This window comes from Streptomyces sp. E-08, from assembly GCF_049913095.1.
Lineage (GTDB): Bacteria > Actinomycetota > Actinomycetes > Streptomycetales > Streptomycetaceae > Streptomyces.
On the sequence record NZ_CP183971.1, the window covers coordinates 7,666,287 to 7,691,847 of the forward strand.

Consider the following 25,561-nt stretch of genomic DNA (forward strand, 5'->3'; position numbering starts at 1 on the left):
GCGGGCACGAGTCGTGCGCCTTCTTGGAACCGAGAGTTGGAGTGACTCGTGAAGAGCTCTGCCGGGCGCTTACCTGTGTCCACCGCGCAACACGAAGTGTGGATCGCCCACCAGCTGGACACCGGCGGCGCCCGCCACAACTGCGGGGGATACATCGAGATCCGGGGCCGTCTGGACGAGGGACACCTGGCCGAGGCCGTCCGGCGCACCATCGCCGAGACCGACTGCTTACGCGTCCGGTTCGTTGCGGATGAGAAGGGCAACCCGTGGCAGTTGCCCACCGAGGTCGAAGCCCCGCTGAACGTACGGGATCTCAGCGGGCGGAGTGATCCCTTACGCGCCGCCGAGGAATGGGTGCGGTCGGACCTCGCCACTCCGGTCGACCTGGAGAACGACCCGCTCTTCACCCACACACTGCTCCGCCTGGCCCCCGATCACCACCTCTTCCACCTCCGGTACCACCACATCGTGCTGGACGGATACGGCCAGGTCCTCTACTGGCGCCGACTGGCGCAGATCTACACGGCCCTGGACCAGGGGACGGCCGTACGCGAGAAGAGCGCCGGCACCCTGAGTGAACTCCTCGACGAGGAAGCCGCCTACCGGGCGTCGCCGGCCCACGAGAGCGACCGCGCCCACTGGCTCGACCAGGCCGCCCCCTGGCCCGAACACATCAGCCTCGGCGACCGCGGCGCCAGGACCTCCCCGCCGGCCGAACGCTTCCAGCCCCCCGTACGGGTCGGGCGGATCGACGAGCTGGCCGCCAGGCACGGAACCCCCTGGGCGGTCGTCGTCCTCGCCGCGACCGCGGCCTACCTCCACCGGATCACCCGGCACGACGAGATCGTCGTCGGACTGCCCGTCCGGGCCCGGACCACGCGCACCGCGCTGACCACACCGGGCATGCTCGCCAACATCCTCCCCCTGCGGCTGTCCGTCCGCCCCGGCATGCCGTTCGGCGAACTCGTCCGGCACGTCGCCGCCCGGGCCGGCGAGGTGCTCGCGCACCAGCGGTTCCGCGGCGAGGCCCTGCACCGGGAACTCCGGCGGACCGGAGCCGCCGAGGAACTCCCGGGCGTGGTCGTCAACGTGGTGTCGTTCGACGGACAGCTGCGCTTCGGCGACCTCCTCGGCACCGTTCGCCAGGTGTCCTCAGGACCCGTGCGCGACCTCTCGATCGAGTTCTTCGGCGGCGCCGACGGCGCGGACCTCCAGCTGTCGTTCGACCCCGACCCCGAGCTGCACGACGCCGCGACCGTGACCGCGCACCGCGACCGGTTCGCCGCGTTCCTGGACACCCTCGCCCGCGCCGACGAGCAGCTGCCCGTCGGCGACATCGAGGTCCTGACCGCGTCCGAACGCGCCTCGATCGAGGCCGAAGCGACCGCCCACGCGCGGGAGTTCGACCTCAGCCGACCGCTCCACGAACTCATCGAGGAGCAGGCCGCACGGACGCCGGACGCCGTCGCCGCCCAGACGGAGGACGGCTCGCTGACCTACCGCGAGCTCGTCGACCGCGCCCGCGCCCTCGCCGCCCGCCTCCGCGCCGACGGCGTCACGGCGGGCCAGGTCGTGGGCGTGTACGACGAGCGCTCGCTCCACCTGGTCGTGGAGCTGCTCGCGGTCCTCATGTCAGGCGCGGCCTACGTGCCCCTGGACCCCGAACTCCCGCTCTCCCGCGTCGCGTTCCAGATCGAGGACGCCGGCGTACGCGTCGTCCTCACGCGCTCGGACCTCGCCGCGCGGCTCGCCGGAACCGGCGCCGAGGCCGTCGCCGTCGACGTCCTGCTGCCCACGCTGCCCGCGTCCGGTCCGTTCCCGGGCACGGCCGGGCCCGAGGACACCGCGTACGTCATCTACACCTCCGGGTCGACCGGCCGCCCCAAGGGCGTCGCCGTACCGCACCGGGGCGTGGTCAACCGGCTCCTGTGGATGCAGGAGGAGTACGGCATCGGAGCGGACGACCGCGTCCTGCAGAAGACGCCCTTCACCTTCGACGTCTCCGTGTGGGAGTTCTTCTGGCCGCTGCTCACCGGCGCCGTGCTCCACCTCGCCGCCCCCGGAGCCCAGCGCGACCCGCGCGCGCTCGCGGACGTCATCCGCGGCCACCGCATCACCACGGTGCACTTCGTCCCCTCGATGCTCGACCTGTTCCTGGCCGAGCCCACCAGCGGGGACCTGCCCACCCTGCGCCGCGTCCTGTGCAGCGGCGAGGCCCTCCGCCCCGAGACCGTGGGCCGGTTCTTCGCGCGGCACACGGGTCCCGAACTGCACAACCTCTACGGGCCGACCGAGGCCTCCATCGACGTCACCCACTGGCGGTGCACCCCGGAGGACGTCCACGGCCCCGTGCCCATCGGCCGGGCGATCGCCAACACCAGCCTCTACGTACTGGACGGACAGGGCCGTCCCCTGCCGCACGGCATCGCCGGCGAGCTCCACATCGGCGGCGTCCAGGTCGCCTCGGGCTACCTCAACCGCCCCGAACTCACCGCGGCGAGCTTCGTCGACAACCCCTTCGGCCCCGGCAGGCTGTACCGCACCGGAGACCTGGCCGTGCTGCGCGAGGACGGCGTCGTCCTCTACCGCGGCCGGCTCGACCACCAGGTGAAGGTGCACGGATTCCGCATCGAGCCCGGCGAGATCGAGTCCGTGCTCCTCGCACACCCGGCCGTCGACCAGGCCGTGGTGACGGCACCCGTCGGCGGTGACGGACAGCGCCGCCTCGTCGCCCACGTCGTGCCCGACGGCCACGCTCCCGCACCGGGAGAGCTCCAGGACTGGCTGCGGGAGCGCCTGCCCGCGTACATGGCACCGGCGCACTTCGTCACCCTCGACGCCCTGCCCCTGCTGTCCAACGGCAAACTGGACCGCAAGGCCCTGCCCGTCCCCGAGAGCCGGCCGGAACGCACCCTGACGCCGCCGCGGACCGACGAGGAGAGGCTCCTCCACCGGGCGTGGAGCACCGTCCTGGACACCGACGCGATCGGCGTGGACGACTCGTTCTTCGTCCTCGGCGGCGACTCCATGCACGCCATCCGCGTCCGCGCCGAGGTCGAACGCGGCGGCCGCACCTTCGACGTCGCCGAGCTCCTCCAGGGCCCGTCGATCCGCGAACTCGCCCTCGTCCTGCGGCCCTTGGAACAGCGGGAGGACTCCGCCGACCGCGCCCCCTTCGGACTCCTGACCCCGGAGGACCGGCGGCTGCTGCCCGACGGGCTCGACGACGCCTATCCGCTCAGCGCCATGCAGGCCGGCATGCTCTACCACGCGGCCTACGCCGAGGACTCCTCCGTCTACCGCGTGGTGACCAGCGCACGGGTGGCGACCCGCCTCGACCCCGCCGCCCTGCGGGCCGCGATCGACGACACCGCCGCCCGGCACCCCTCCCTGCGCTGCTCCTTCGAACTGGCCCGTTTCTCCGAACCCCTCCAGCTCGTGCACAGCCACGTCGAGATCCCGCTGGAAACCGGCCTGGACCTCGGCGGCCTGGACGACGAGGCCCGGCTGCGGGCCGTCACGGACTGGGTCGAGCAGGCCAAGTTCACCCGCTTCGACCCGGAGGTCGCGCCCCTCCTGAAGTTCGTGGCGCACCCCTGCGGACCCGAGGCCTTCGAGCTCTCCGTGATCGAACACCACGTCGTCCTCGACGGGTGGAGCGACATGCGCATGCTCGAAGAGGTGGCCGACCACTACCGCGCCCGCCTGGCCGGCGAGCCCCTCGACCTGCCGCCGGTCCGCTCCCTCTACCGGGACTTCGTGGCCGCGGAGCGCCGGGCCCTGGCCGACGAGCGGGCGCGCGACCACTGGACCGGCCTCCTGCGCGGCGCCGAGCCCACCCGGCTCGTGTCCCGCGGCGCCACCGCACAGGACCGCCCCGAGGCCGCACGCACGGCCGCCAACCAGCGGTACGACGTACCCGTCGACGACGAGGTCGCCGCCGCGCTGCGCTCCCTCGCGGGACACGCAGGACTGCCGCTCAAGTCGCTCCTCGTCGGCGCGCACCTCGCCGTGCTGCGCCTGGTCTCCGGGGACGACGAGGTGCTCACCGGCGTCGTGGCCAACGCCCGTCTGGAGGAGGAGGGCGGCGACGAGACGATCGGCGTCTTCCTCAACACCCTCCCGCTGCGCCTCGACGTCTCCGCGACCACCCTCCTGGACACGGCGCGCCTGGTCTTCGACCACGAGCGCCGGTCGGCGGCCCATCGCCGCTACCCGTTCGCGCAGATGCAGCACGACGTGGGCGAGGGCCTCCAGCTCGACAGCTACGTCAACTTCATGGACTTCCACCGTGACCGCCACCGGTCGGCCGACGGCCTCCTGGCCGTCACGGTGGGCGTCGCCGAGACCAACTACCCGCTCGCCGTGAACTTCCTCATCGACCCCGAGCACGGCCGGCTCCAGCTCTGGCTCGACTGCGACCTGGCGGTTCTGCCCGAGGAGTTCTGCTCGCGGCTGACCGGCTACTACGCGCGCGCCCTGACCGCCGTGGCCCGGCAGCCCGACGAGCGGCTCACCTCCGTCGACCTGATGGCCCCGGCCGAGCACGCCCAGCTGGCCGCCTGGAACGACACGGCCGTGCCGTACGACCCCTCGGACACCGTGCACGGACAGTTCGAGCGGCAGGCCCGCACGCACCCGGACGCGATCGCGGTCGCGCACCGCTTCGACGAGGTGACCTACGCGGACCTGGACGCCCGGGCGAACCGCCTCGCCCATCACCTGCGGGACCAGGGCGTCGGGCCCGGGGACCTGGTCGGCGTGAGCCTGCGCCGTGGCGTCGACCTCGTCGTCGCCCTCCTGGCGGTACTCAAGAGCGGCGCCGCGTACGTACCGATGGACCCGGCCTTCCCCGGCGGGCGCCTGGCGGACATCGCCGCCGACTCCGGCATCGGCTGTCTCGTCAGGGGGCCGGGCACACCCGACGGGCTCACCGCACCGCGTGTGGTGGACGTCGCCGCCGACGCCGCGACCATCGAGCGCTCGCCCGCGACACCGCCGGAGGCCGAGGTCACCGGCGACGACACCGCCTACGTGATCTACACGTCCGGCTCGACGGGAAAGCCCAAGGGCACCGCCCTGCGGCACCGCAACGCCGTCAACTTCTTCGCCGGCATGGACGACCGCGTCGGCTGCGGCACCGAGGACGTCGTCCTCGCCGTGACCAGCGTCTCCTTCGACATCTCGGTCCTCGAACTGCTGTGGCCGCTCACCCACGGCGCCAAGGTGGTCGTCGCGGGAGAACGCGTCATCACCAACCTCGTCCCCCGGTCGGAGGCCCGGGAGCGGCCCCTCGGCTTCAGCCTCTTCTTCTTCGCCGCGTCCGCGGGGGCGTCCCACCGCGAGGGCTACCAGCTCGTCCTCGACGCCGCCAAGTACGCCGACACCCACGGCTTCGAGGCCGTGTGGACGCCCGAGCGGCACTTCCACGCGTTCGGCGGCCTCTACCCCAACCCCTCCGTGATGTCGGCCGCGCTGGCCACCGTCACCGAGCGGATCGCCCTGCGCTGCGGCAGCGTGGTCTCCCCGCTGCACGACGCGGTGCGCATCGCCGAGGAGTGGTCGCTCGTCGACAACCTCTCGAACGGCCGGGTCGGCCTGGCCTTCGCCGCCGGGTGGAACTCCAACGACTTCGTCCTGCGCCCGGAGAACTTCGCGGGACGCAAACAGCACATGGCCGACCAGCTGGACGAGTTCCGCAGGCTGTGGCGCGGAGAACCGGTCCAGCGCGTCGGCGGCAGCGGCGAACTCGTCGACGTACGGATATTCCCCGCGCCCGTCCAGGACGAGCCGCCCGTCTGGCTCACCTCCGTCGGCACCGTGCAGACCTTCGAGAAGGCCGGCGCGTCCGGCGCGAACCTCCTCACCCACCTGTTCGGCCAGAGCCCCGACGACCTCGCGGAGAAGATCAAGGCGTACCGGAAGGCCCGGGAAGCCGCCGGACACCAGGGTCCCGGACAGGTCACCGTCATGGTGCACACCTTCATGTCGGACGACACGGAGCGGGCCAGGGAACAGGCGCGGGAACCCTTCCGCGACTATCTGCGCAGCTCCACCGAGCTGTGGCGCACCCTCTTCGCCTCCACCGGCAAGGACCTCCCGGAGATGGGCGCCGAGGAGCAGATCGACGCCGTCATCGACATGGCGATCAACCGGTACTTCGAGACCTCCGGCCTCTTCGGTTCCCCGGACACCTGCGCCGAACTCGTCCGCGCGCTGGCCGGCGCGGGCGTCGACGAGATCGCCTGCCTGGTCGACTTCGGTGTCGAGGCGCAGGCCGTGATGGAGAGCCTCACCTGGGTCGACCGCCTCCGCGACGCCCATGACACCGAGGTCGCCGAGGGCGCCCACTCCTTCGCGGAACTCTGCGAGCGGCACCGGGTCACCCTCGTCCAGGGCACGCCCTCGCTCTTCACCGCCGTCGCCGCGGAACCCGCCGCCCTGGACGCGCTGCGAGGCCTGCGCGCCCTGCTCATCGGCGGCGAGGCGTTCCCCTCGGGTCTCGCCCGGCGCCTGCTCGAAGCCCTGCCCGAGGTGCGGATCCACAACATGTACGGCCCCACCGAGACCACCATCTGGTCGACCGTGCACGAGCTGGACGCGCGCCGGGACGCGACGGCCGCCACCATCTCCATCGGCCGCCCGATCGCCAACACCGAGGTGCGGGTGGTCGACGACCGGGGACGGCCGCTCCCCGTCGGCGTCCCGGGCGAGCTGTGGATCGGCGGCGACGGCGTCGCCGCCGGGTACGTCGGACGGCCCGAGCTGACCGCCGAGCGGTTCGTCACCGGAGTCGAGGGCACCGGCCGGTTCTACCGGACCGGCGACCGGGTGCGCCGGCGCGCCGACGGCGGCCTGGAGTTCCTCGGCCGCGTCGACCGCCAGGTGAAGATCCTCGGCCACCGCGTCGAGCCCGACGAGGTCGAGAGCGTCCTCTCGCGCCACCCCCGGCTCGACGCGGTCGCCGTCACGGCGATCGACGGAGCTCACGGCACCGAGCTCGTGGCCTACGTGTCTCCCGCGGACTCCCTCTCCGACGCCTCGGTGCAGGACGCGCACGTCCGCGGCTGGGGCGAGGTCTGGGAGAGCGCGTACACCACCTCCGACAGCGCCCCGCAGGACGGCGCCGAGTTCGCCGGCTGGCTCAGCAGCTACACCGGCGAGCCCATCCCCGTCCCCGAGATGCGGGAATGGCTGGGGCACACGGTGGACCGGATCCGCGCGCTCCGTCCCACCGCGGTCGCCGACATCGGCGTCGGCGTCGGACTCGTCCTCCGGAACCTGGCCGACCGGGTCGGGGAGTACCACGGCGTGGACGTCTCGCCCGCCGCCCTCACCGCCGCGGCCGCGTCCCTCGGACGACCGCTCCCCGAGCACGTCCACCTGGAGCAGTCCGGTCCCGAGTACCTGACCCGCCTCGCTCCGGGGAGCCTGGACACGGTCGTGATCAACTCCGTGGCGCAGTACTTCCCCGGGACCGACTACCTGCGCACCGTCCTGACCGACGCCGCCCGGGCCGTACGGCCCGGGGGAGCGGTCTTCGTCGGCGATGTCCGCTCGGTCGAGATGCTGCCCGAGTTCCACACCGCCGTCGCGCTCCACCGGTCCGGGCCGCTCCACACCGTCGAGGAGATCCGCTCCGCGATCGCCCGCCGGCTGCACGAGGAACGGGAACTGTGCCTGTCCCCGGCCTTCTTCCACGAGCTGGCGGCCGGCCTCGACGGCATCGGCGAGGTACGCGTCGAGCTGAAGCGCGGTGCCGCGGACAACGAGCTCTCCCTCTTCCGCTACGACGTCACCCTGCTGATCGGCGACCCGGCGACGCCCGGAACACCCGGGCACCACCTCCCCTGGGACGCGCTCGACGACGGCCTCGACGGCGTACGACGGCGACTCGCTGGCAGTGCCGAGGACCTGGTCGTCACCGGGATCCCCAACCGGAGGCTGCTGCGGACCACGGCCGCCGTACGCGCGCTGGAGGAGACCGACGGCGCGGCCACCGGATGGGACCTGGAACGGCTCCTGTGGGACCTCGACGACGAGGCGGGGGCCCACCCGGAGGACCTGTTCGACCTGGCCGCCGAGCAAGGACGCCGGCTCCGGGCCCTGGTGCCGGCGGACGGCCGCCTCGACACCTTCGACGCGGTGTTCTCCACGCCGGTCCCCGCCCACGACGACACCGAGGACGAGGCATGAGCACGACCCGACCACTCGCCAACGACCCGCTCACCTCGGCCTGGGCGGCGGGGCTGCGCTCCTCCCTCCGCGCCTACGCGAGGACGCACCTCCCCGACGCCATGGTCCCGGCGCACTTCGTGGTGCTGCCCGAGCTGCCGAAGCTGCCCAACGGCAAGGTGGACCGCGGGAGCCTGCCTCCCCTGACGGCCGACGAGACCCCCGAGACCGCCTTCGTCGCCCCCCGCACCCCGGTGGAGACACAACTCGCCCGCATCTGGCAGGACCTGCTCGGCCTGCCGAAGGTCGGGGTGGAGACCAGCTTCTTCGACCTGGGCGGCGACTCCCTGACGGTCCTGCAGATGACCGCCCAGGTGCGGGAGGTCTACGACGTGCGCCTCGACCTCCGCAGGATGTTCGAGGACCCCACCGTCGCCCAGCTGGCCCGCATGGTCAGCTCCGAGGCGGACCCCACCGTGACCGGCGCGGGCAACCCCCGCGGCGTCACGAGCGAGGCGATGGCCACCGACGCCGTCCTGCCGGCCGACATCACGCCCGAGGAGGGCGCCGCGCCCGCGTCGACCGGCCCGTACCGCACCGTCCTGCTCACCGGCGGCACGGGATACACCGGGGCCTTCCTGCTCCGCGAACTGCTCGACCGCTCGGACGCCACCGTGCACGTCCTGGTACGCGCCGACGGGCCGGAACAGGCCGGCGAGCGGGTGCTCGGCAACCTGGCCGAGTACGGGCTGCTGCGGGACGGCGACCAGGAGCGCATCGCCGGAGTCCCCGGCGACACCGGGCGCCCCTACCTCGGGCTGACGAAGGCGGACCACCAGACACTCGCCGCCGACGTGGAACTGATCATCCACAACGCGGCGATCTCCAGCTGGATCGTCCCCTACGCCAAGATCAAGCCCGTCAACGTCTTCGGCGCCCTGGAGGTACTGCGGCTCGCCTGCCGCAAGCGGGTCAAGGCCGTGCACTTCGTCTCGACGATCGGCGTGTACCCGGGACACGAGGGGGAGCGCAGCTGGGCGGAGACCCGGCTCACCGAGGCCGACCACGTCGTCGGCGGCTACCGCCAGTCGAAGTGGGTCGCGGACACCCTCATGCTGCAGGCCCGGGACCGCGGTGTGCCCACCCACGTGTACCGCCTCGGCGCCATCACCGGATCGCAGACCACCGGCGCCTGCTCGTCCGACACCTTCATCAACCACCTGATCAAGGGCTGCGTCCAGCTGGGCGCCTACCTCGACTACGACCTGCTCCTCGACCTCGTGCCGGTGGACTTCTGCGCGGCCACGGTGGTGCACACCGCACTCTCCGGAGGCCGCCCGGAAGCCGTCTTCAACGTCCCCAGCGCCCGGTCCGTCAGCATGAACGACATCTTCGAGCTGATCGTGGCGTACGGCTATCCGCTGCGCCGCCTGGAGTACCGGACCTGGTACCGCGAGCTCGCCGCCGCCGTGGAGCGCGGCGAGGAGAACGAACTCGCCGTGTACCTCCCCCTGTTCGGCGCCGACCAGCCGGCCGAGGAAGTCGGCTACCTGGGCAGCAGGCCGGACTTCCGCACCGACAACCTGCGTGCCGCACTCGACGGCTCGGGCATCGAGTGCGCACCGGTCGAACGCGAACTGTTCGACCTCTACCTCGACTACTTCGTCGCGTCGGGCTTCCTGCCCGCCCCTCCCGGTGGCACCGCCCGCCCCCAGACCCAGTGGAGTTCGTGATGACCGCTCCTGCCGTGCCCGCCTTCCCGATGCCGCGCCGGCACCCGCTGGACCCGCCGCCGCGGTACCGCGAGCTCAGCGCCGAGCAGCCGGTGTTCCGGGTGCAGACCCCGCGCGGCGAGGCCGTGTGGGTGGTGACCCGCCACGCGGACGCACGCGCCGTGCTCACCGACACCCGGTTCAGCTCCGACCCGAAGAGCCCCGGCTACCCCTCCTACATCTCCGGCGACACCCCGCTCCCGCCCGGCTTCTTCCTCAACCAGGACGCACCGGACCACACGCGCCTGCGCCGCCTGGTGACCCGCGAGTTCCTCATCAGCCAGATGGAGGCGAAGCGGCCCCGGATGAAGGCCATCCTCGACACGCTGCTCGACGAGCTGGTGCGTCAGGGGAACACCGCCGACCTCGTGAAGCAGCTGGCCCTCCCGATGGCCGCCACCGTGATGTGCGAACTCCTCGACGTGCCGTACGAGGACCACACGGTCTTCGTGACCCTCACGGACACGATCCTCGACCGCAGCAGCACGCCCGAACAGGCCGAGGGCGCCGCCCGCGAGCTCATGGCGTACTTCGACGGCGTCGTCAGGGCCCGCAAGGAACAGCCGACCGACGACATGCTCGGCCGTCTGGTCGCACAGGAGGAGGCGGGCAGGCTCAGCCACGACGAGTTCGTCGGCCTCGCCGCCCTGCTGATGCTCTCCGGCTACGACACGATGGCCCAGATGATCGGCCTGGGCACGGCGACCCTCCTGGAGCACCCGGACCAGCTGGACGACCTCAAGGCCGACCCCTCGCTGTACCCGCAGGCCATCGAGGAACTGCTCCGCTACCTCTCCATCAACCACGCCGGGCTGCCCCGCGCCGCCACGGAGGACCTCACCGTCGGCGGCCAGGAGATCCGGGCGGGCGACGGCCTCCTGGTGATGATCAACGCAGCCAACCGCGACGCGGCCGTGTTCGAGGAGCCCGACAGCTTCGACATCCACCGCAAGGACCCGCAGGCGCACGTCGCGTTCGGCCACGGCTTCCACAAGTGCATCGGACTGACGCTCGCCCGCGTCGAGCTGAGCACCGTGTTCGCCGGACTCTTCGACCGCCTGCCCACGCTGAAGCTCGCGCGGCCGCTGGAGGACCTGCCGTTCCGCCACGACATGGTGCTGTACGGGGTCCGCGGACTCCCCGTCACCTGGTGAACCTCCCGCCGCTTCCCGGCAATGCCACTCACCCCCACGAAGGACGCAAAGGACGCATGATGGCGGTTGAAACGGTCTTCCTCCTGCCCGGTCAAGGGGGTTACACCCCTGGGCTCTTCGCCGGCGACGGGTCGCCCGAGGTCCGCGAGGTCCTCGACACGGTGGACGGGATCGCCGCGGAGTTCGGGCGCGGCGGCGTCTCGGGGCTGCTGACGCGCACCGACTCCCCCTCGGCGGCCGACCTGGTCCGCTCGGACTCCTTCGCCCTGCAACTCGCCGTGTTCGCCGCGGCCGTGGGCAGCTTCCGCGTCGCGGAGCGACACGACACGCCGGACGTCGTGGTCGGGCACAGCATGGGGGAGATCGCCGCGCTGACCGTGGCCGGGGCGTTCGGCCTCGCCGATGGGGCCCGGCTGGTGTGCCACCGCTCGGAGGCGCTCCTCGCGCACTGCCCGTCGGACGGCGGCATGGTGGCCCTGGAGCTGCCGGCCGCCCGCGCCGCCCACCTGGTGGGCGCCGTCGCCGACCGGGGACTGGCCGTCGCCGTGTGCAACGCACCCCGCCAGACGGTGGTGTCGGGACCCGACGAGGCCGTCGCGCTCGTGGCGAAGCTGGCCGGAGCGCTCGGTGTGCAGGCCACCCGGCTGAACGCGCCCTTCCCGTTCCACAGTCCCGTCCTCGCGCTCGCCGGGGAGGCCTTCGGCGAGGCGATCACCGGCATCCGGCAGCATCCGCTGCGCAGGGCGGTGTACTCGCCGGTGGCCGGCGGCCACCTCCGGGACGACAACGACCTCAAGGCGCTGCTGGTCCGTCAGCTCACCACCCCCGTACGGTTCATGGACGCCGTGCGTGAGCTCCACGCCGACGGCGCGACGAGGTTCGTCGAGTGCGGCAAGGCGGGTCTTTCGGGACTCGTACGGCGCAGCGTGCCGGAGGTCGTCGCGACCAGCACGGTACGGACGCGGGGCGGCGCGTCCGCGCCGGCTGCCCCGCCCGCGGACTCCACCCCGGTTCCGGTTGCCGCGCCCGCGGACTCCGCCCCGGTTCCGGTTGCCGCGCCGGCCCCGGCGACGCCCGTTCTCTCCGTCGCCGGAGTCCTGGACGAGTTGCGGGAGTTGTACGCGTCGGCGCTGGGATATCCGGTGGAGGTGATCACCGGGGACGCGGATCTGGAGGCGGATCTGGGGATCGATTCGCTGAAGCGTGCGGAGATGCTCGGGAAGGTGTCGGCGCACTTCGGGCTCGGGGAGTCGGCCGTGGACGGCCGCTTCGTCGCCCAGCCCACGCTCGCCGACCTGGCCGGACTGATCACCGAGGCCCGGGGAGCCGCACCGGAGCCCGTCGCCTCCGTGGTCGAAGTCCTGGACGAGTTGCGGGAGTTGTACGCGTCGGCGCTGGGTTATCCGGTGGAGGTGATCACCGGGGACGCGGATCTGGAGGCGGATCTGGGGATCGATTCGCTGAAGCGTGCGGAGATGCTCGGGAAGGTGTCGGCGCACTTCGGGCTCGGGGAGTCAGCCGTGGACGGCCGCTTCGTCGCCCAGCCGACCCTCGCCGACCTGGCCGACCTCATCACCGCCGCCCGGCCGTCCGCGCGCTGATCTCTACTTGAACGGGAGCCAGCATGTCCCTCGACCTCTCCGGCCGCACCGTCCTGGTCACCGGCGCAGGCCGGTCGCTCGGCGCGCCCCTCACCGAGCGGCTCACGCGGCTCGGCGCACACGTCGTGACCTGCGACGCGTACGACGCGCCCGGGATCAGGGCCGCGACGGGCCCGGCCGGCGGCCACCCGGACCGCCCCGGCCGCGTGGACGCGCTCGTGAACCTCGTGACCGGCGAGCCGGGCCCGCGTGACGCCCGTACGGCGACGGCCGGGGCCCTCACCCTCCTGACGCCGCACGCGAACGGTGCGATCGTGCACGTGGTCACGGCCCCGCCGGCCCAGGAGGCGGTGGCCGAGCTCGTGCGCGACACCGCCGCCGGGACACCGGACGGGGTGCGGGTCAACGCCGTCCTCGTACGGGAGGAGGCCGAGCGGTCCGCGGCCGGGGCCCTCGCGCAGCTCGTCGGGTTCCTGGTGTCCGAGGACGCGTCATCCGTCGACGGCAGGACCCTCGTCTTCGGCGGCGCACCGGCCCCGGCTCCGACCCCGCCGGCCGACGACGCCGTCGTCGTCGTGGGCATGGGGCTCGCCCTCCCCGGGGCGAGTTCGCCCGAGCAGTTCTGGGAGCTCCTGAAGAACGGCGAGCCGGTCTTCGGAGAACCGGGGGACCGGCTCGACCTCGACGCCCTCTGGTCCGCCGACGCCACCGCCGAGGACAAGACCTACTCGCGCGTCTCGGGCTTCATGACCGGATTCGAACCGCACCCGCGCCTGCGGGACGAACTCGCGTCCGGGGCCTTCGACAGCGAGGAGTACACGGCGCTGTGGCTGCGGCACTCGCTGCTCGGCGCCACCGAGAAGGTCACCGTCCGGCCGGATGACCGCCAGCTGTTCGCGGTCGGCCTCACCCCCGACGGCAGCCACCACCTGGAGCACAGCCTCGTCACGGCCGGTGTGCGCGGGATCCTCGCCGAAGCGGGGGAGGAACTGCCGGACACCTTCCGAACGCTCTACCCGCTCGCCTCCGACTCCCCGGAGGACGTCCTGCCCTACCGGATCGCCCGGATGGCCGCCCCCGATCTTCCCGGGTCGGCGGAGATCGTCGTGGTCGACACCGCCTGTTCCTCCTCCCTGTACACCGTCGACCTCGGTGTCCGGGCGCTCCTCGCGGGCGAGGCGGACGTGGCCCTGTGCGGCGGGGCCTTCGCGCTCAGCGCCCAGAACCTGGTGCTGTTCTCCAAGCTCCGCGGACTGTCCAGGTCCGGACGGGTGCGCTCCCTGGACCGGGACGCCGACGGCGTGCTGTTCAGCGACGGCGCCGCCGTGCTCGCCCTGAAGACGTACGCGCGGGCGATCGCCGACGGCGACCCCGTCCTCGGCTTCGTCGCCGGCTTCGGCGGATCGTCCGACGGGCGCGGCAAGGCGATCTACGCCCCCAACGCCGCGGGCCAGACGATCGCCCTCGACCGGGCCTGGCGTTCCGCCGGGGTCACGCCCGAGGACGTGGACTGGATCGTCGCGCACGCCACCGGTACGCCGACCGGCGACCGTACCGAGATGACCGCCCTCACCCGGAGCGCGGGGCCGGACAAGACGTGGACGATGACGTCCAACAAGTCGCTCGTCGGGCACGCCGGCTGGGCGGCGGGAGCGGTGTCGGCCATCCACGCCCTGCTCGCCATGCGCCACGAAGTCATTCCCGCCCAGCGGCAGTTCGGCGAACTGCCCGAGGGCGTGACGACGGCCGTGCGCGTGCCGGTCGACGACGTCCCGTGGGCCGCCTCGGCCGGCCGCCGCACCGTCGGGGTGTCGGCCATGGGCTTCGGCGGCACCAACGGCCACCTCGTCCTCACGGACCGGCCCCCGGCCCGCGCGGAGACCACCGCCACCCGCCCGACGGAGGTCGACCCGGTCGTCGTGGTGGCCGAGGGCACGCACTTCCCCGGCGACCCGGACGAGGAGCGCGTCGCCCGCTGGCTGTCGGGCGGCACCGCCGACTGGCCGTCCTCCTTCGGCGACGCCTACCCGCTGCCGTCCCCCGTGGAGGTCCGGCTCGCGCCCTCGGCGATCGCGGCCATGGACCGCAGCCAGCTGATGGCCGTGCGCTGCGCGGACCGCCTCTCCGGGGCGTGGGCGAAGGACGCGGAACTGTCCGCGCGCACCGGTGTGCTCGTCGGCCACAGCGGGCCCACCCGGGCCGCCCTCGCCTCCGACCTGCGCTGCTACCGCGAGGACCTGCTCCGCAGGCTGACCGGACCCGACGGCGTACCGCCCCGGGCGCTGGACGACGCGATACGCGCCATGTCCCGCCCGGTCAACGAGGACGCCTACCCCGGCCTCATGCCCAACGTCATCGCGGCCCGCGTGGTGCAGCAGCTGGACCTCCACGGGCCGAACATGACCCTCGACGCGGGCCGGGACTCCACCAACTCGGCCCTGGCCACCGCCGTCCGCTACCTCCGGGACGGCGAGATGGACCTCGCCGTCGTCATCGGCGTCAACGCCGCGACGGACCACGTTCCCACCCACGGAAGCAAGGAGAACGCGGAGGCCGCCGTCGGTTTCGTCCTGACGCGGCTGAGCGTCGCCCGGAAGCACGGCATGACGGTCCTCGGCCGCCTGGACCTCGCGACGGACGGCACGCCCGCCGGGACGGGCGACGACGAGCCCGTACGGGAACGCAACCACCGCGGGGCCGAGGGCGCCGTGGCCCTCCTGCACGCCCTGCACTCCGGGCGGCACACGGTCGTGCGGCCACGGGAGGACACCCACACGCCCGCCCTCGTGGTCACACCGCACGGGGCGGCCGAGGGCGCGTGGGAGCAGGCCGAAGCGACCACGCCGGCCACCACGCCGGTGGCCGAAGCCGCCACGCCGCCGGCCGACGTCACCACGCCGGTGGCCGAAGCCGCCACGCCGCGGGCCGACGTCACCACGCCGGTGGCCGAAGCCGCCACGCCGCGGGCCGACGTCACCACGCCGGTGGCCGAAGCCGCCACGCCGGTGGCCGATGTCACCACCCCACGGTCCGCCGGATCCCTGAGCGGCCATCTCGCCCGGCACGCGCTCGTGCTGCGCCCCGTGCCCGCGCGCGACGTCCGTCCCGGCGTGGCGGCGCTGCCCGCCGGAAGCCTGGTGCTGACCGACGACCCGAGCGCGCTGCGCGACGTCGGGATACCGGCGGACTGCCTGGTCGTCGCGCCCGGGACAGGGACCTCCGACCCGAGCCTGCCGTTCCCGGTGACCCGCCTCGACGCGCCCGGGGAACTGGAGGCGCTGCTGACCGCGGACGGCAGGCCGTTCGGTCAGATCCGCGTCGTCGTCGCAGGATCGCGCGCCGGCGCGGCCGCCTGGGACGTGCCCGAGCGCGTCCTCGCCCTCCACGACCTGGCGTTCCTGGCGGCCAAGCACGCCGCCGCGCCGCTCGACGACGGCGGCTGCCTCGCCGTCCTCGCGCTGGACGCCGCGGACGGCGCCGTCCCCGTACCGGCCGTGGGCCTCTTCGGCGGACTGGTGCGCAGCCTGTCCCAGGAGCTCCCCGGCTGCCTGGTGTACGCACTGGCCACCGACACCGAGGACGCGCGGGCCGGGCTGGCCCGACTGGCCGAGGAATCGGCCGCGCACCACCACATCCCGGTCGTCCACGACAGGGGCGGCGTACGGCACGCACTCATGCTGCTGCCCGTCGAGGCACCGCGCGACGGCGAAGGCGACGGCACGGGCCTCGGTCTGCCGCAGGACCCGGTGATCGTGGCCACCGGCGGCGCGCGCGGACTCACCGCCCACCTGGTCCACGAACTCGTGGCCGACCGGGCACCGCGCGGCGTCTGGCTGCTCGGCACGGGCCCCGCGCCCGACCCGGCCGCGACCGCCCTGGCCCGGCTGCCGCGCGCCGACGCCCTGCGGCAGCTGATGACGGCGTACCCCTCCGAGACCCCGGCCGCCCTGAGCCGGCGCTACGACCGGGCCGTCCAGCAGCTCGAACGCACCGGCACGCTCCAGGAGCTGGAACGCTCCGTCGGCGCCGGCCGGGTCCACTACCGCCAGTGCGACGTACTCGACGGGGACGCCGTGCGCACCGTGATCGACGAGATCCTGGCCGCGGAGGGCCGGGTGGACGTCCTGGTGCACGGAGCGGGCCTGGCCCGCTCCGCGGGCATCGCCCGCAAGAAGCTCGCCGACTTCCGGACCGTACGGGACGTGAAGGTGCGCGGATACGCGCATCTGCGGGCCGCGCTCCGGGGCCGGAACCCCGCGCTGTGGTGCAGCGTCAGCTCCGTCTCCGCGTTCACCGGACTGCGCGGAGAGCCCGACTACGGCGCGGCCAACGAGTTCCTGCTCCTCGCCGCCGCGCACGCGCGGGCGACCGAGGGCGCGGACGAGGTGGCCCTGGTCTCCGGACTCTGGGTCGAGTCCGGCATGGCGTCGGCGGACACCCCCGGCGGTGCCTTCCTGGCCCGGCAGGGCGAGATCGGCCAGATGACCGATGCCCAGGGCCGGGAGTTCTTCCGCGCCGAACTCCGCGGCCGGGGCAGCCACGGCCTCGCCACCACATGGATCGGCGACGCGGACTGGACGACCCTCCAGCGCAGGGCACCCGGCTTCCGCGCGGCCTGCGAGCGGGAGGCCGCGCACACACCGGAGCGGCGGAGCGTCCCGGCACCGGTGGGCCGGCGGGCCTACCTGACGGGCCCGGCCCACCGCGACGGCACGTCGGCGACCTGGGAGTTCGAGGTCGGCCTCGACGAGCACCCGTACCTCCTGGACCACCTGGTCGACGACCGGCCGACCGTACCCGGGACGTTCATCCTCGAAATGGCGGCCGAGGCCGCCGCCGAACTGGCCCCCGGCCTCGTCCCGGCGCGCGTCACCGATGTCGTCCTGTCCCAGTTCATCCGGGCCGCCCGGCACCGCTGGCCGCGCACCCTGCGCGTCTCGGCCGTACGCGACGGCGACCGGGTGCGCGTGCGGATCACGTCGCCCGGGGCCGGGCCCGTGCCCGAGCGCGAGCACTCCCGCATGGTGGTGCACCTGGCGCGGACGCTGCCCGAGGGCCCCCTGTGCCCGCCCGCCCCGCCCGGCGGACCCGACGCGCCCAACACGTACGAACTCCCCGGCACACCGGTCGAACTGAGCGGTGTCTTCCGTGCCTTGCGGCACCCCCGCCTTGCGGCCGACGGCGGATCCGCGGAACTGCGGCTCTCCCTTCCGCCGGGCGGGAGCGTGCTCTCCCGCTTCATCCTGCCGAGCGTCGCCCTCGACTGCCTGCTGCGCACCTCCGTACTCGACGGCCGCCGCCCGGGGGACGTGCCGGTGATCGTGCCCACGGCGCTCGCCTCCCTCGACCTGTACACCCCGGCCAACGACGAGGACCTGGCCGCCGGTTGGCCGGAGGGACTGGTGCTCCGCCACTGGTCCGACGCCTCCTCCGGCGAGGAGCACTGCGCCCTGGTCGCCCCGGACGGCCGCGCCCTCGTCCGGGTGACGGGCCTGCGGGGGGCGGAGAAGGGCGCGTACGACCCGGGGACACGGACCTGGCGCTCCGGGCCCGGAGCCCTCCACACGCCCGCGTGACCGCGGTGAGTTCGCAAGAGACCGACAAATGCGGCACCGAGGTGCCGCGGAGCAATGAGGAGAACGTGATGTCAGCCGAAGCAGCCGTCGGCAGTCAGGCGGAGAACGGGCCGCCGGCCGACCGCGCCCGGACATGGACGTTGGCGCTGGCCTCCGTCGCGATGTTCATGCTGATGCTCGACGTGACCGTGGTCAACGTCGCACTGCAGGACCTGCGGACCTCGCTCGGGGCGGACTTCTCCGACCTCCAGTGGGTGATCGACTCGTACACCCTGACCCTGGCCGCCTTCCTCCTCACCGGCGGCTCGCTCGCCGACCGGCTGGGCCGCAAACGGGTCTTCGGCGCGGGCCTGGTCCTGTTCACCCTCTCCTCGCTGGGCGCGGGCCTCGCCCAGGACGTCCTCTCGCTCAACATCGCGCGCGGAGTCCAGGGCGTCGGCGCCGCGGTGCTCTTCTCCGTCGGACCCGCCCTGATCGGCAACGAGTACCGGGGCGCCGACCGAGGGAAGGCGTTCGGCGTCTTCGGCGGAGTCGCGGGCCTCGCCCTGGCCTTCGGGCCGCTCGTCGGAGGCTTCCTCACCGACGCGCTCAGCTGGCGGTGGATCTTCCTCATCAACGTGCCGATCGGCGTCGCGGCCCTGATCGTCGGCGCCCTGCGGCTGCGGGAGTCACGGGAACCGGCCGCCCACGGTGTCGACTGGCCCGGCATGCTGAGCTTCGGCCTCGGTCTCGGCCTGCTCGTGCTCGGATTCCTGCGCGGCGAGGCCTCCGGCTGGACCAGCGCCCCCATCGTCGGGGCGTTCGCCGGTGGTGTCGTCCTGCTCGCCGCCTTCGTCGTCATCGAGAAGGTGCGCGGCGAACGGGCCATGTTCGACCTCTCCCTGATGCGCACGCCCACCTTCACCGGGGTCTGCCTGGCCACGCTGCTGTCCAACGCGACCAGCCTCGCCGCCGTCTTCCTGCAGATCTCGTACGTGCAGAACGTCCTGGGGTACTCGCCCTGGGAGACGGGACTGCGCTTCATGCCGATGATGCTCACGCTCTTCGTCGTCGCCGGCGTCACCGGGGGCCTGCTCGCCAAGGTGGCGCCCGGCCTGCTGATCGGACTGTCCATCGGCCTCATCGCCCTCGGCATGGGCCTGATGGTGCTCGTCGGGCCGGACGACTCGTGGACGGCGATGCTGCCCAGCATGATCGTCACCGGCGTCGGCATGGGCCTGTTCAACCCGCCGCGCGCCGCCGTCACCATCGGCGTCGTCCGGCCCGAGAAGGCCGGCATGGCCTCCGGCATGGGGGAGACCTTCCAGCAGGTCGGCGTGGCCGTCGGCGTCGCCGCCTTCGGCGCGCTCTTCCACCACAAGGTCGTCGACGCCTTCGCCGCCTCGGCCACGGGCACCGAGCTCGACGGACGGGCCGAGGCCGTGGGACAGCAGGTCGCCACCGGCGGCACCTCCGGCCTCGCGGACTCCGTCTCCCCGTCCGTCCTCGACCAGGTGACGGCGACGGCCCGCACCGTCTTCGTCGACTCCCTCGCCGACGTCATGGTCGTCTGCGCCGTGGTCGCCGCCGTGGGCGCGGCGATCGCCTTCGTGTTCATCCGCGGCCGCGACCTGCACGAGAGCGCGCGGAGCGAGTCCGCGGCGGCCGCACCCGAGACGGCCGCCGCCTGACCGCGGCGACCCGAGCACCCACCCGTAGGCCTGGCGAAAGAAAATGGGGCGAATCACTGTGCAGCAGACCGTGAAGGTCGTCGGAATCGGGGGTTCGCCCCGGCCGGACTCGACAGCCGAACGGGCCCTCCGCGCCGTCCTCGCCGAGGCGGAGCGCCAAGGAGCGGAGGTGTCGCTGATCGGCGGCGCCGAGCTGGTGATGCCGCTCTACGACCCCACGTCCGAGCTCCGCTCGGCGCGGGCGCTCCGACTGGTGTCCGAGATAGCCGCCGCCGACGGCCTCGTCCTCGCGAGCCCGGCCTACCACGGGGGCATCTCGGGACTCGTGAAGAACGCCCTCGACCACGTCGAGGAACTGCGCGACGACGCCCGCCCGTACTTCAGCGGGCGGGCCGTCGGCAGCCTCGCCGTCGCCCAGGGCTGGCAGGGGGGCGTGTCCACGCTGGCCGCGCTCCGAGACGTCACCCACGCCCTGCGCGGCTGGCCCACCCCCCTCGGCGTCGTGGTGAACACCACGGAGGCAGGCTTCGGGCCGGACGGCCGGTGCACCGATCCGCACCTCCGGAGCCGCCTGGAGGCCATGGCGACGCAGGTGGTGGACTTCGCCCGCATGGCCGTCCTCGCGGCGGAGGCCCGGGACGCCGCCGGAGCCGAGGCCCTGTCCCCGGCGGGGAAGTGAGGACGCACATGGTGCCCCGTACGGCCGCGCTGCCGGCCCGGCGTCCGCTGGCGCACGGCGCCGTGACCTGCCCCCGGCCCGTGCCGGGGGCCGCGCTGCGCCTGTTCCTCTTCCACCACGCCGGCGGCTCGCACCTCTTGTACCGGAACTGGGAGCACGAGTTCCCGTCCGACTGGGAGGTGTGCGTGCTCGACGCCCCCGGCCGGGGGCGCCTGAGCGGCGTCCCCCTGATCGACAACACCGACGCCCTGGTGACGTACTTCGCCAGGGAGCTCCAGCCCTGGACGGACCGCCCCTTCGCCTTCTTCGGGCACAGCATGGGCTCCCTCGTCGCGTACGAACTGACACGGCGTCTGGCGGCCGAGGGACGCACCCTGCCCGTCTGGCTGGGCGTCTCCGCGTGCGGTGCCGCGCCGCAGCCCGCCCGGGGCACGACCACCACGCCGAGGGCACGCCACCTGCTCACCGACGACGAACTGCGGGACTGGCTCCGGTCCGTCGGCGGCACACCCTCCGCCGTACTGGACGAGGAGGCGACCTGGAGCTACTTCGGCCCCACCTTCCGCAACGACTTCGCCCTCGTCGACACCTGGCGGCCGGCGCCGGACGCCGAACCGCTCCGCGTCCCCGTCTCCGCCTTCGGAGGTGCCGACGACCCCGTCGTCGGGCGGGAGCGCCTGGCCGCCTGGGCGGGCCGGACGGAACGCTTCCTGGGTGTGAACATGTTCGACGGCGGACACTTCTACCTGTCGGAGCACCGCCGCCCGGTCGCCCGGCGCATCACCGCGGCGGTGGCCGCGGCGCGCCGGACCACGCCGGAGCTCCGCCCGTGACGACGCCCGAGGCCCACGTGTGGACGGTGTCGCTCCCGCCCACCGCGACCGAGGACGACCTCGCCCTGCTCGACGACGCCGAACGCGCCAGGGCCGACCGCTACCGGCGGGCGGAGGACCGGGCGTCGTTCGTGGGCGGACGGGCCGCCCTGCGCCGCGTCCTCGCGGAGCACCTGGACGTCGGCGCCGACACGATCACCTGGGGACGCGCGCGCTGCCCCGGGTGCGGCAGCGACCGCCACGGACCCCCGCGCGTCGCCGAACCCCCCGGGGCCCCGGCCTTCGGCTTCTCCCGCTCGGGACGGCACGCACTGGTGGCCGTGGCCCTGTCGGGGCCCGTGGGGGTGGACGTCGAGACCGTGCGACCGCTCGACGTCCCGGCGACGGCGGGACAGTGCCTCTCACCGGCAGAGGCGGCGTACGTGCTCGGCCTTCCGCCGGGGGAGCGGCTGCGGGCCTTCCACCGCGCCTGGGTCCGCAAGGAGGCGGTCGCCAAGGCCGTCGGCGTCGGCATCGCCATGGACCTGAGAACCGTCGACGTCAGCCCCGGCCGCGCCGGGACCGTCGGCGTCCGGTGCGCCGCGGGGGCGGGCCCGGACTCCTGGACGGTGACCGATGTCGACGTCGGCGACGGCGCCGCCGCGGCGCTCGCCCTCCCCGGAACGGGCCGCCCGTCGTCGATCCGCACACGAACCTGGGGAATCCCCGAAAGCAGGAAGGGAAACAGTTGAAATTCGTCGCCTTCTCCGGAAGCCTGCGGGCCAAGTCGCTGAACACCGCGGTGGTACGGACGGCAGCCGAACTGTGTCTGCCGCCGACCTCGATGACGGTCTACGAGGGGCTGGGAGACCTGCCCTTCTTCAACCAGGACGTGGAGGCCGAGTGCCCGCCGCCCGAGGTCCTGGCCTTCCGCGCGCTGCTGGAGTCCGCCGACGCGGTGCTCGTCTCCAGCCCCGAGTACGCGCACGGCACCTCGGGGGTGCTGAAGAACGCCCTGGAGTGGGTGGTCGGCGGCGGGGAACTGGTGGGCAAACCGGTCGCCGTGGTCACCGCCTCACCGTCGATGACCGGCGGCGACCGGGCCCAGGCCTGGGTCAAGGAGACCCTGGAGGTGATGGGCGCGCAGATCCTCCCCGAGTCGCTCCCCATCGCGCTCGCGAGCGCCAAGGTCGCCGACGGCCGGGTCAGGGACGAGGAGACGCTGCGAGCCCTGGAGGACGTGCTCGCGGCGATGGCCCGGGCCGCGAAGGAACAGGGAGCCTAGGATCTGTCCTCCGGGCGTCGGCGGGCCCTCAGCGCTTGCCGATGTCCTGGAGCGGCAGCCCGCCGCCCGCCAGCACCACCTTGGAGAAGGCACCCGCCAGTTCGGTGAGCCGCCGGGTGCCCTCCGCCCCCAGACGCGCGTAGGGCGCCACGTCCAGACGGTCGGTGGCGGCCTCCACGGCGCGGCGCAGCTCCGCCCCCTCGCCGGTCAGCTCGCCGTCGCCGTCGAGGATCCCGCGCGCCACCAGCCGGTCCCTCGCCGCCGCCCACTCCTCCGTTGACCAGCCCCGCGCGGAACGCAGGTGGGCGGGACGCCAGTTCGTTCCCGTGGCCGTGTGGGACACCAGGGCCTCGAGACCGTCGAGACCGGCCTCGGAGAGCGCCATGACATGCCCGTCCCCGCGGTGCTCCCGCAGCAGGGTCGCGGCATGCCACAGGGCCAGGTGCGGTGCCTCGGGCACCGGCAGGTCGGCGTTGGCCGAGTACAGCGTCCTGCCCGGCCGACCGCATCCCTCGGCCGCGCGCAGAGCCAGCCCGGCGGCCTCCGCCATCTCCCGGGAGGCCAGCGCCTCCCGCCCCAACAGCCGGGTCAGATACGCGTCCGTGATCCGCAGCCGGGCCTCCAGGACGGCGGCCGGGGACGTGACCTCCCAGGCGCGCGGAAGGTGCCGTGCGACGAGGTCCGGGTGGAAGGTGTAGAACGCCGCCGTGACCACGCCCGGGCCGACCGCCCCGAACGGAGCGGCCCGCCCGGCCAGGTAGGCCATGGGGCCGCCCTCCAGGCCGAGTTCCGCGTAGGTCTCGTCGTGCTCGGGACAGAAGTAGTACGCCGCGTGAACGGGGTGATGGGCGTTGAAGCAGCGCCGGGCCTCGCGCGGGGTTATCGCCGTCATGGCACCCACGCTACGGGCCGGACCCCCGGACGGGAGGCGGAACGCCCGACCCGCCGCGCCCTCGGGCCCCTCGCGGTGGTCGATCCACCGCCGGCCGTGCCCGGTCACCTCCCGGCCGGTGGCGCTCCTCGCGCGTGCCGCCTCCGGATCACCTGTTCAGGGACTGTGCCCGGGCGCCCGTTCCTGGCTCCATGGGAGGGGCGTCCCCATGGCGACGCCCCCTGATGGTGTGGCTCTGATGACGAGGTGATCAGCGTTGGCGACCGACCGGTACGGCCACGACGTGTACAACGGCACGGCGGAGGCCGCCGCGCACCTGGACCGCGCGGTGGAGGCACTCCTCTTCTTCCGCCCCGAAGTGGCCGGCGCCGTCGACGACCTGCTCGCGGCCGCCCCCGCCGCGCCGGTCGCGCACGCGTTCGCGGCCTATCTGGGCGTCCTGGGCACGGAGCCGACGGCCGCCGCGGAGGCGCGGCGCCGCTTCGACGGCTTCGTCTCCGGCCTCGACCTCACAAGTCTGCCCCTGAGGGAGCGGCTGCACACGGCTGCCGCCGACAGCCTGCTCGCGGGCGACCTGCGGCGGGGCAGCGCACTCCTGGAGGAGCTGACCGTGGCCCACCCGCGGGACGCGCTCGCCCTCTTCGTGGGGCACCAGCTCGACTTCCTCACCGGTGACGCGCTGCGCCTGCGGGACAGGATCGGCGGCGCCCTGTCCGCCTGGGACGAGGACGACCCCCACCGGGGCCCGCTCCTGGGCATGTACGCGTTCGGCCTCGAGGAGACCGGGCACTACGCCCACGCACGGGACACGGGAGCGGCCGCCGTCGAACGGAACCGCCACGACGTGTGGGCCATCCACGCCGTCGCCCACACCTACGAGATGCAGGGCCGCTTCGCCGACGGCACCGCCTATCTCGACGCGCGCGCCGAGGACTGGTCGGACGGCACCTTCCTGACGGTCCACACCTGGTGGCACTACGCCCTCTACGCCCTGGAGGCGGGCCGCACCGACACGGCGCTCGGCATCTACGACACCGCCCTGCACAACGAGGACTCCAGGGGCGTGGCGATGGAACTCCTCGACGCGGCGGCCATGCTGTGGCGGTTCCATCTCGCGCGCTCCGACCAGGCCCGCCGCTGGGAGGCGCTCGCGGACGCCTGGACGGCACGGGCCGATCCCCCGTTCTACGCCTTCAACGACGTGCACGCGGTCATGGCCTACGTCGGCGCGGGCCGGATCGGCGAGGCGCGTCGGCTGATCGCCGACCGCCGGCGCTGGCTGACGGAACCGGGCGCGGGAGAGGTCACCAACCACGCGATGACCGCGGACGTGGGCCTGCCCGTGTGCGAGGCGCTCGTCGCCCACGCCGCGGGAGACCACGCCACCGTCCTGGCGCTGCTGTGGCCGCTGCGGCGACGGCTGCACGAGTTCGGAGGAAGCCACGCACAGCGTGACGCGCTCCAGAAGACGCTCCTGGACGCGGCCCTGCGGTCCGGGCGGCACGACGAGGCGCGGGTGCTGATCAGCGAGCGGACCGCGCTGCGCCCGGACAGTCCGTACAACTGGCTGAGCAGGGCCCGCCTGGCGGAGTCCCTGGGTGACGCCTCGCGGGCCGCCGCCGCCCGCGACCGGGCGGGCCGGCTGGGCCGGAGCGGCGACCTCGCGTCCGACCGGTTCTGAGGGCCGCGCCGACCCGTGCCCGCCCGACGACGCCGCCGTGATCACCGTACGTCGATCCCCGGGGACCGGAGCGTGGCCGTGCCGGCCTCCCAGGGGCCTCTGCCCGCCCGCTTTCCGCGCCGTACCGGTCGGGAGCAGCCAAGCGGCCGGAAAAGGGTGCATGCTGGGCACCGACAACGGTCGAGTTCCTGTCGGGAGGTCGAAAGAGTGAACGGCGGCGAGGGGAAGCGGCGCCTGACCGCCCGCGCTTCGACCAGAAAGGGT

The 25,561-nt window shown here is 73.6% G+C and carries 12 protein-coding genes; 11 read left to right on the forward strand and 1 reads right to left on the reverse strand.

The genetic code is table 11. The features are described 5' to 3' along the window. Positions 1–75 precede the first annotated feature (75 nt). The 10 genes from ACN9MM_RS35205 (at position 76) to ACN9MM_RS35250 (ending at position 22,724) form a co-directional block, all read left to right on the forward strand. The gene (locus ACN9MM_RS35205) at positions 76–8,196 is read left to right on the forward strand and encodes an amino acid adenylation domain-containing protein (protein ID WP_426367813.1); all 8,121 of its coding nucleotides are present in this window, start codon (positions 76–78) and stop codon (positions 8,194–8,196) included. Beyond that, positions 8,193–9,908: a thioester reductase domain-containing protein gene (locus ACN9MM_RS35210; RefSeq protein WP_426367814.1), complete on the forward strand. Its 1,716-nt coding sequence runs from the start codon at positions 8,193–8,195 to the stop codon at positions 9,906–9,908. The genes ACN9MM_RS35205 and ACN9MM_RS35210 overlap by 4 nt, the downstream gene beginning before the upstream one ends. Beyond that, the gene (locus tag ACN9MM_RS35215; protein WP_426367815.1) at positions 9,908–11,101 is read left to right on the forward strand and encodes a cytochrome P450; all 1,194 of its coding nucleotides are present in this window, start codon (positions 9,908–9,910) and stop codon (positions 11,099–11,101) included. Before ACN9MM_RS35210 ends, ACN9MM_RS35215 begins: the two co-directional genes overlap by 1 nt. Before the next feature lie 56 nt (positions 11,102–11,157). Next, positions 11,158–12,702: an acyltransferase domain-containing protein gene (locus ACN9MM_RS35220; protein WP_426367816.1), complete on the forward strand. Its 1,545-nt coding sequence runs from the start codon at positions 11,158–11,160 to the stop codon at positions 12,700–12,702. 23 nt (positions 12,703–12,725) lie between these two features. Next, the gene (locus tag ACN9MM_RS35225; RefSeq protein ID WP_426367817.1) at positions 12,726–18,278 is read left to right on the forward strand and encodes an SDR family NAD(P)-dependent oxidoreductase; all 5,553 of its coding nucleotides are present in this window, start codon (positions 12,726–12,728) and stop codon (positions 18,276–18,278) included. A gap of 68 nt (positions 18,279–18,346) precedes the next feature. Beyond that, positions 18,347–19,948, forward strand: a complete 1,602-nt coding sequence (locus tag ACN9MM_RS35230) for an MFS transporter (RefSeq protein ID WP_426367818.1) — start codon at positions 18,347–18,349, stop codon at positions 19,946–19,948. Between the two features lie 43 nt (positions 19,949–19,991). Continuing rightward, positions 19,992–20,627 (forward strand): NADPH-dependent FMN reductase, encoded by a 636-nt coding sequence (locus ACN9MM_RS35235; RefSeq protein WP_426367819.1) that lies wholly within the window; start codon positions 19,992–19,994, stop codon positions 20,625–20,627. Positions 20,628–20,635: 8 nt separating this feature from the next. Then, positions 20,636–21,460: a thioesterase II family protein gene (locus ACN9MM_RS35240; protein WP_426367820.1), complete on the forward strand. Its 825-nt coding sequence runs from the start codon at positions 20,636–20,638 to the stop codon at positions 21,458–21,460. Beyond that, positions 21,457–22,191 (forward strand): 4'-phosphopantetheinyl transferase family protein, encoded by a 735-nt coding sequence (locus ACN9MM_RS35245; RefSeq protein ID WP_426367821.1) that lies wholly within the window; start codon positions 21,457–21,459, stop codon positions 22,189–22,191. Before ACN9MM_RS35240 ends, ACN9MM_RS35245 begins: the two co-directional genes overlap by 4 nt. Next, positions 22,188–22,724: an NADPH-dependent FMN reductase gene (locus tag ACN9MM_RS35250; RefSeq protein WP_383664969.1), complete on the forward strand. Its 537-nt coding sequence runs from the start codon at positions 22,188–22,190 to the stop codon at positions 22,722–22,724. Before ACN9MM_RS35245 ends, ACN9MM_RS35250 begins: the two co-directional genes overlap by 4 nt. A 28-nt stretch (positions 22,725–22,752) precedes the next feature. On the opposite strand, the gene ACN9MM_RS35255 is transcribed toward ACN9MM_RS35250, so the two are convergent. After that, positions 22,753–23,616, reverse strand: coding sequence for an SCO6745 family protein (locus ACN9MM_RS35255; RefSeq protein ID WP_426367822.1), 864 nt, complete (start codon positions 23,614–23,616; stop codon positions 22,753–22,755). Positions 23,617–23,872: 256 nt separating this feature from the next. Between ACN9MM_RS35255 and ACN9MM_RS35260 the strand changes: the two genes are divergently transcribed. Continuing rightward, positions 23,873–25,297, forward strand: coding sequence for a tetratricopeptide repeat protein (locus ACN9MM_RS35260; RefSeq protein ID WP_426367823.1), 1,425 nt, complete (start codon positions 23,873–23,875; stop codon positions 25,295–25,297). The last annotated feature ends 264 nt before the right edge of the window (positions 25,298–25,561 follow it).

Bases quoted from the DNA above. Each gene is read 5' to 3' on its own strand.
- ACN9MM_RS35210 (WP_426367814.1), top strand. From the start codon at position 8,193: ATGAGCACGACCCGACCACTCGCCAACGACCCGCTCACCTCGGCCTGG.
- ACN9MM_RS35215 (WP_426367815.1), top strand. From the start codon at position 9,908: ATGACCGCTCCTGCCGTGCCCGCCTTCCCGATGCCGCGCCGGCACCCG.
- ACN9MM_RS35220 (WP_426367816.1), top strand. From the start codon at position 11,158: ATGATGGCGGTTGAAACGGTCTTCCTCCTGCCCGGTCAAGGGGGTTAC.
- ACN9MM_RS35225 (WP_426367817.1), top strand. From the start codon at position 12,726: ATGTCCCTCGACCTCTCCGGCCGCACCGTCCTGGTCACCGGCGCAGGC.
- ACN9MM_RS35230 (WP_426367818.1), top strand. From the start codon at position 18,347: ATGTCAGCCGAAGCAGCCGTCGGCAGTCAGGCGGAGAACGGGCCGCCG.
- ACN9MM_RS35235 (WP_426367819.1), top strand. From the start codon at position 19,992: ATGGGGCGAATCACTGTGCAGCAGACCGTGAAGGTCGTCGGAATCGGG.
- ACN9MM_RS35240 (WP_426367820.1), top strand. From the start codon at position 20,636: ATGGTGCCCCGTACGGCCGCGCTGCCGGCCCGGCGTCCGCTGGCGCAC.
- ACN9MM_RS35255 (WP_426367822.1), bottom strand. From the start codon at position 23,616: ATGACGGCGATAACCCCGCGCGAGGCCCGGCGCTGCTTCAACGCCCAT.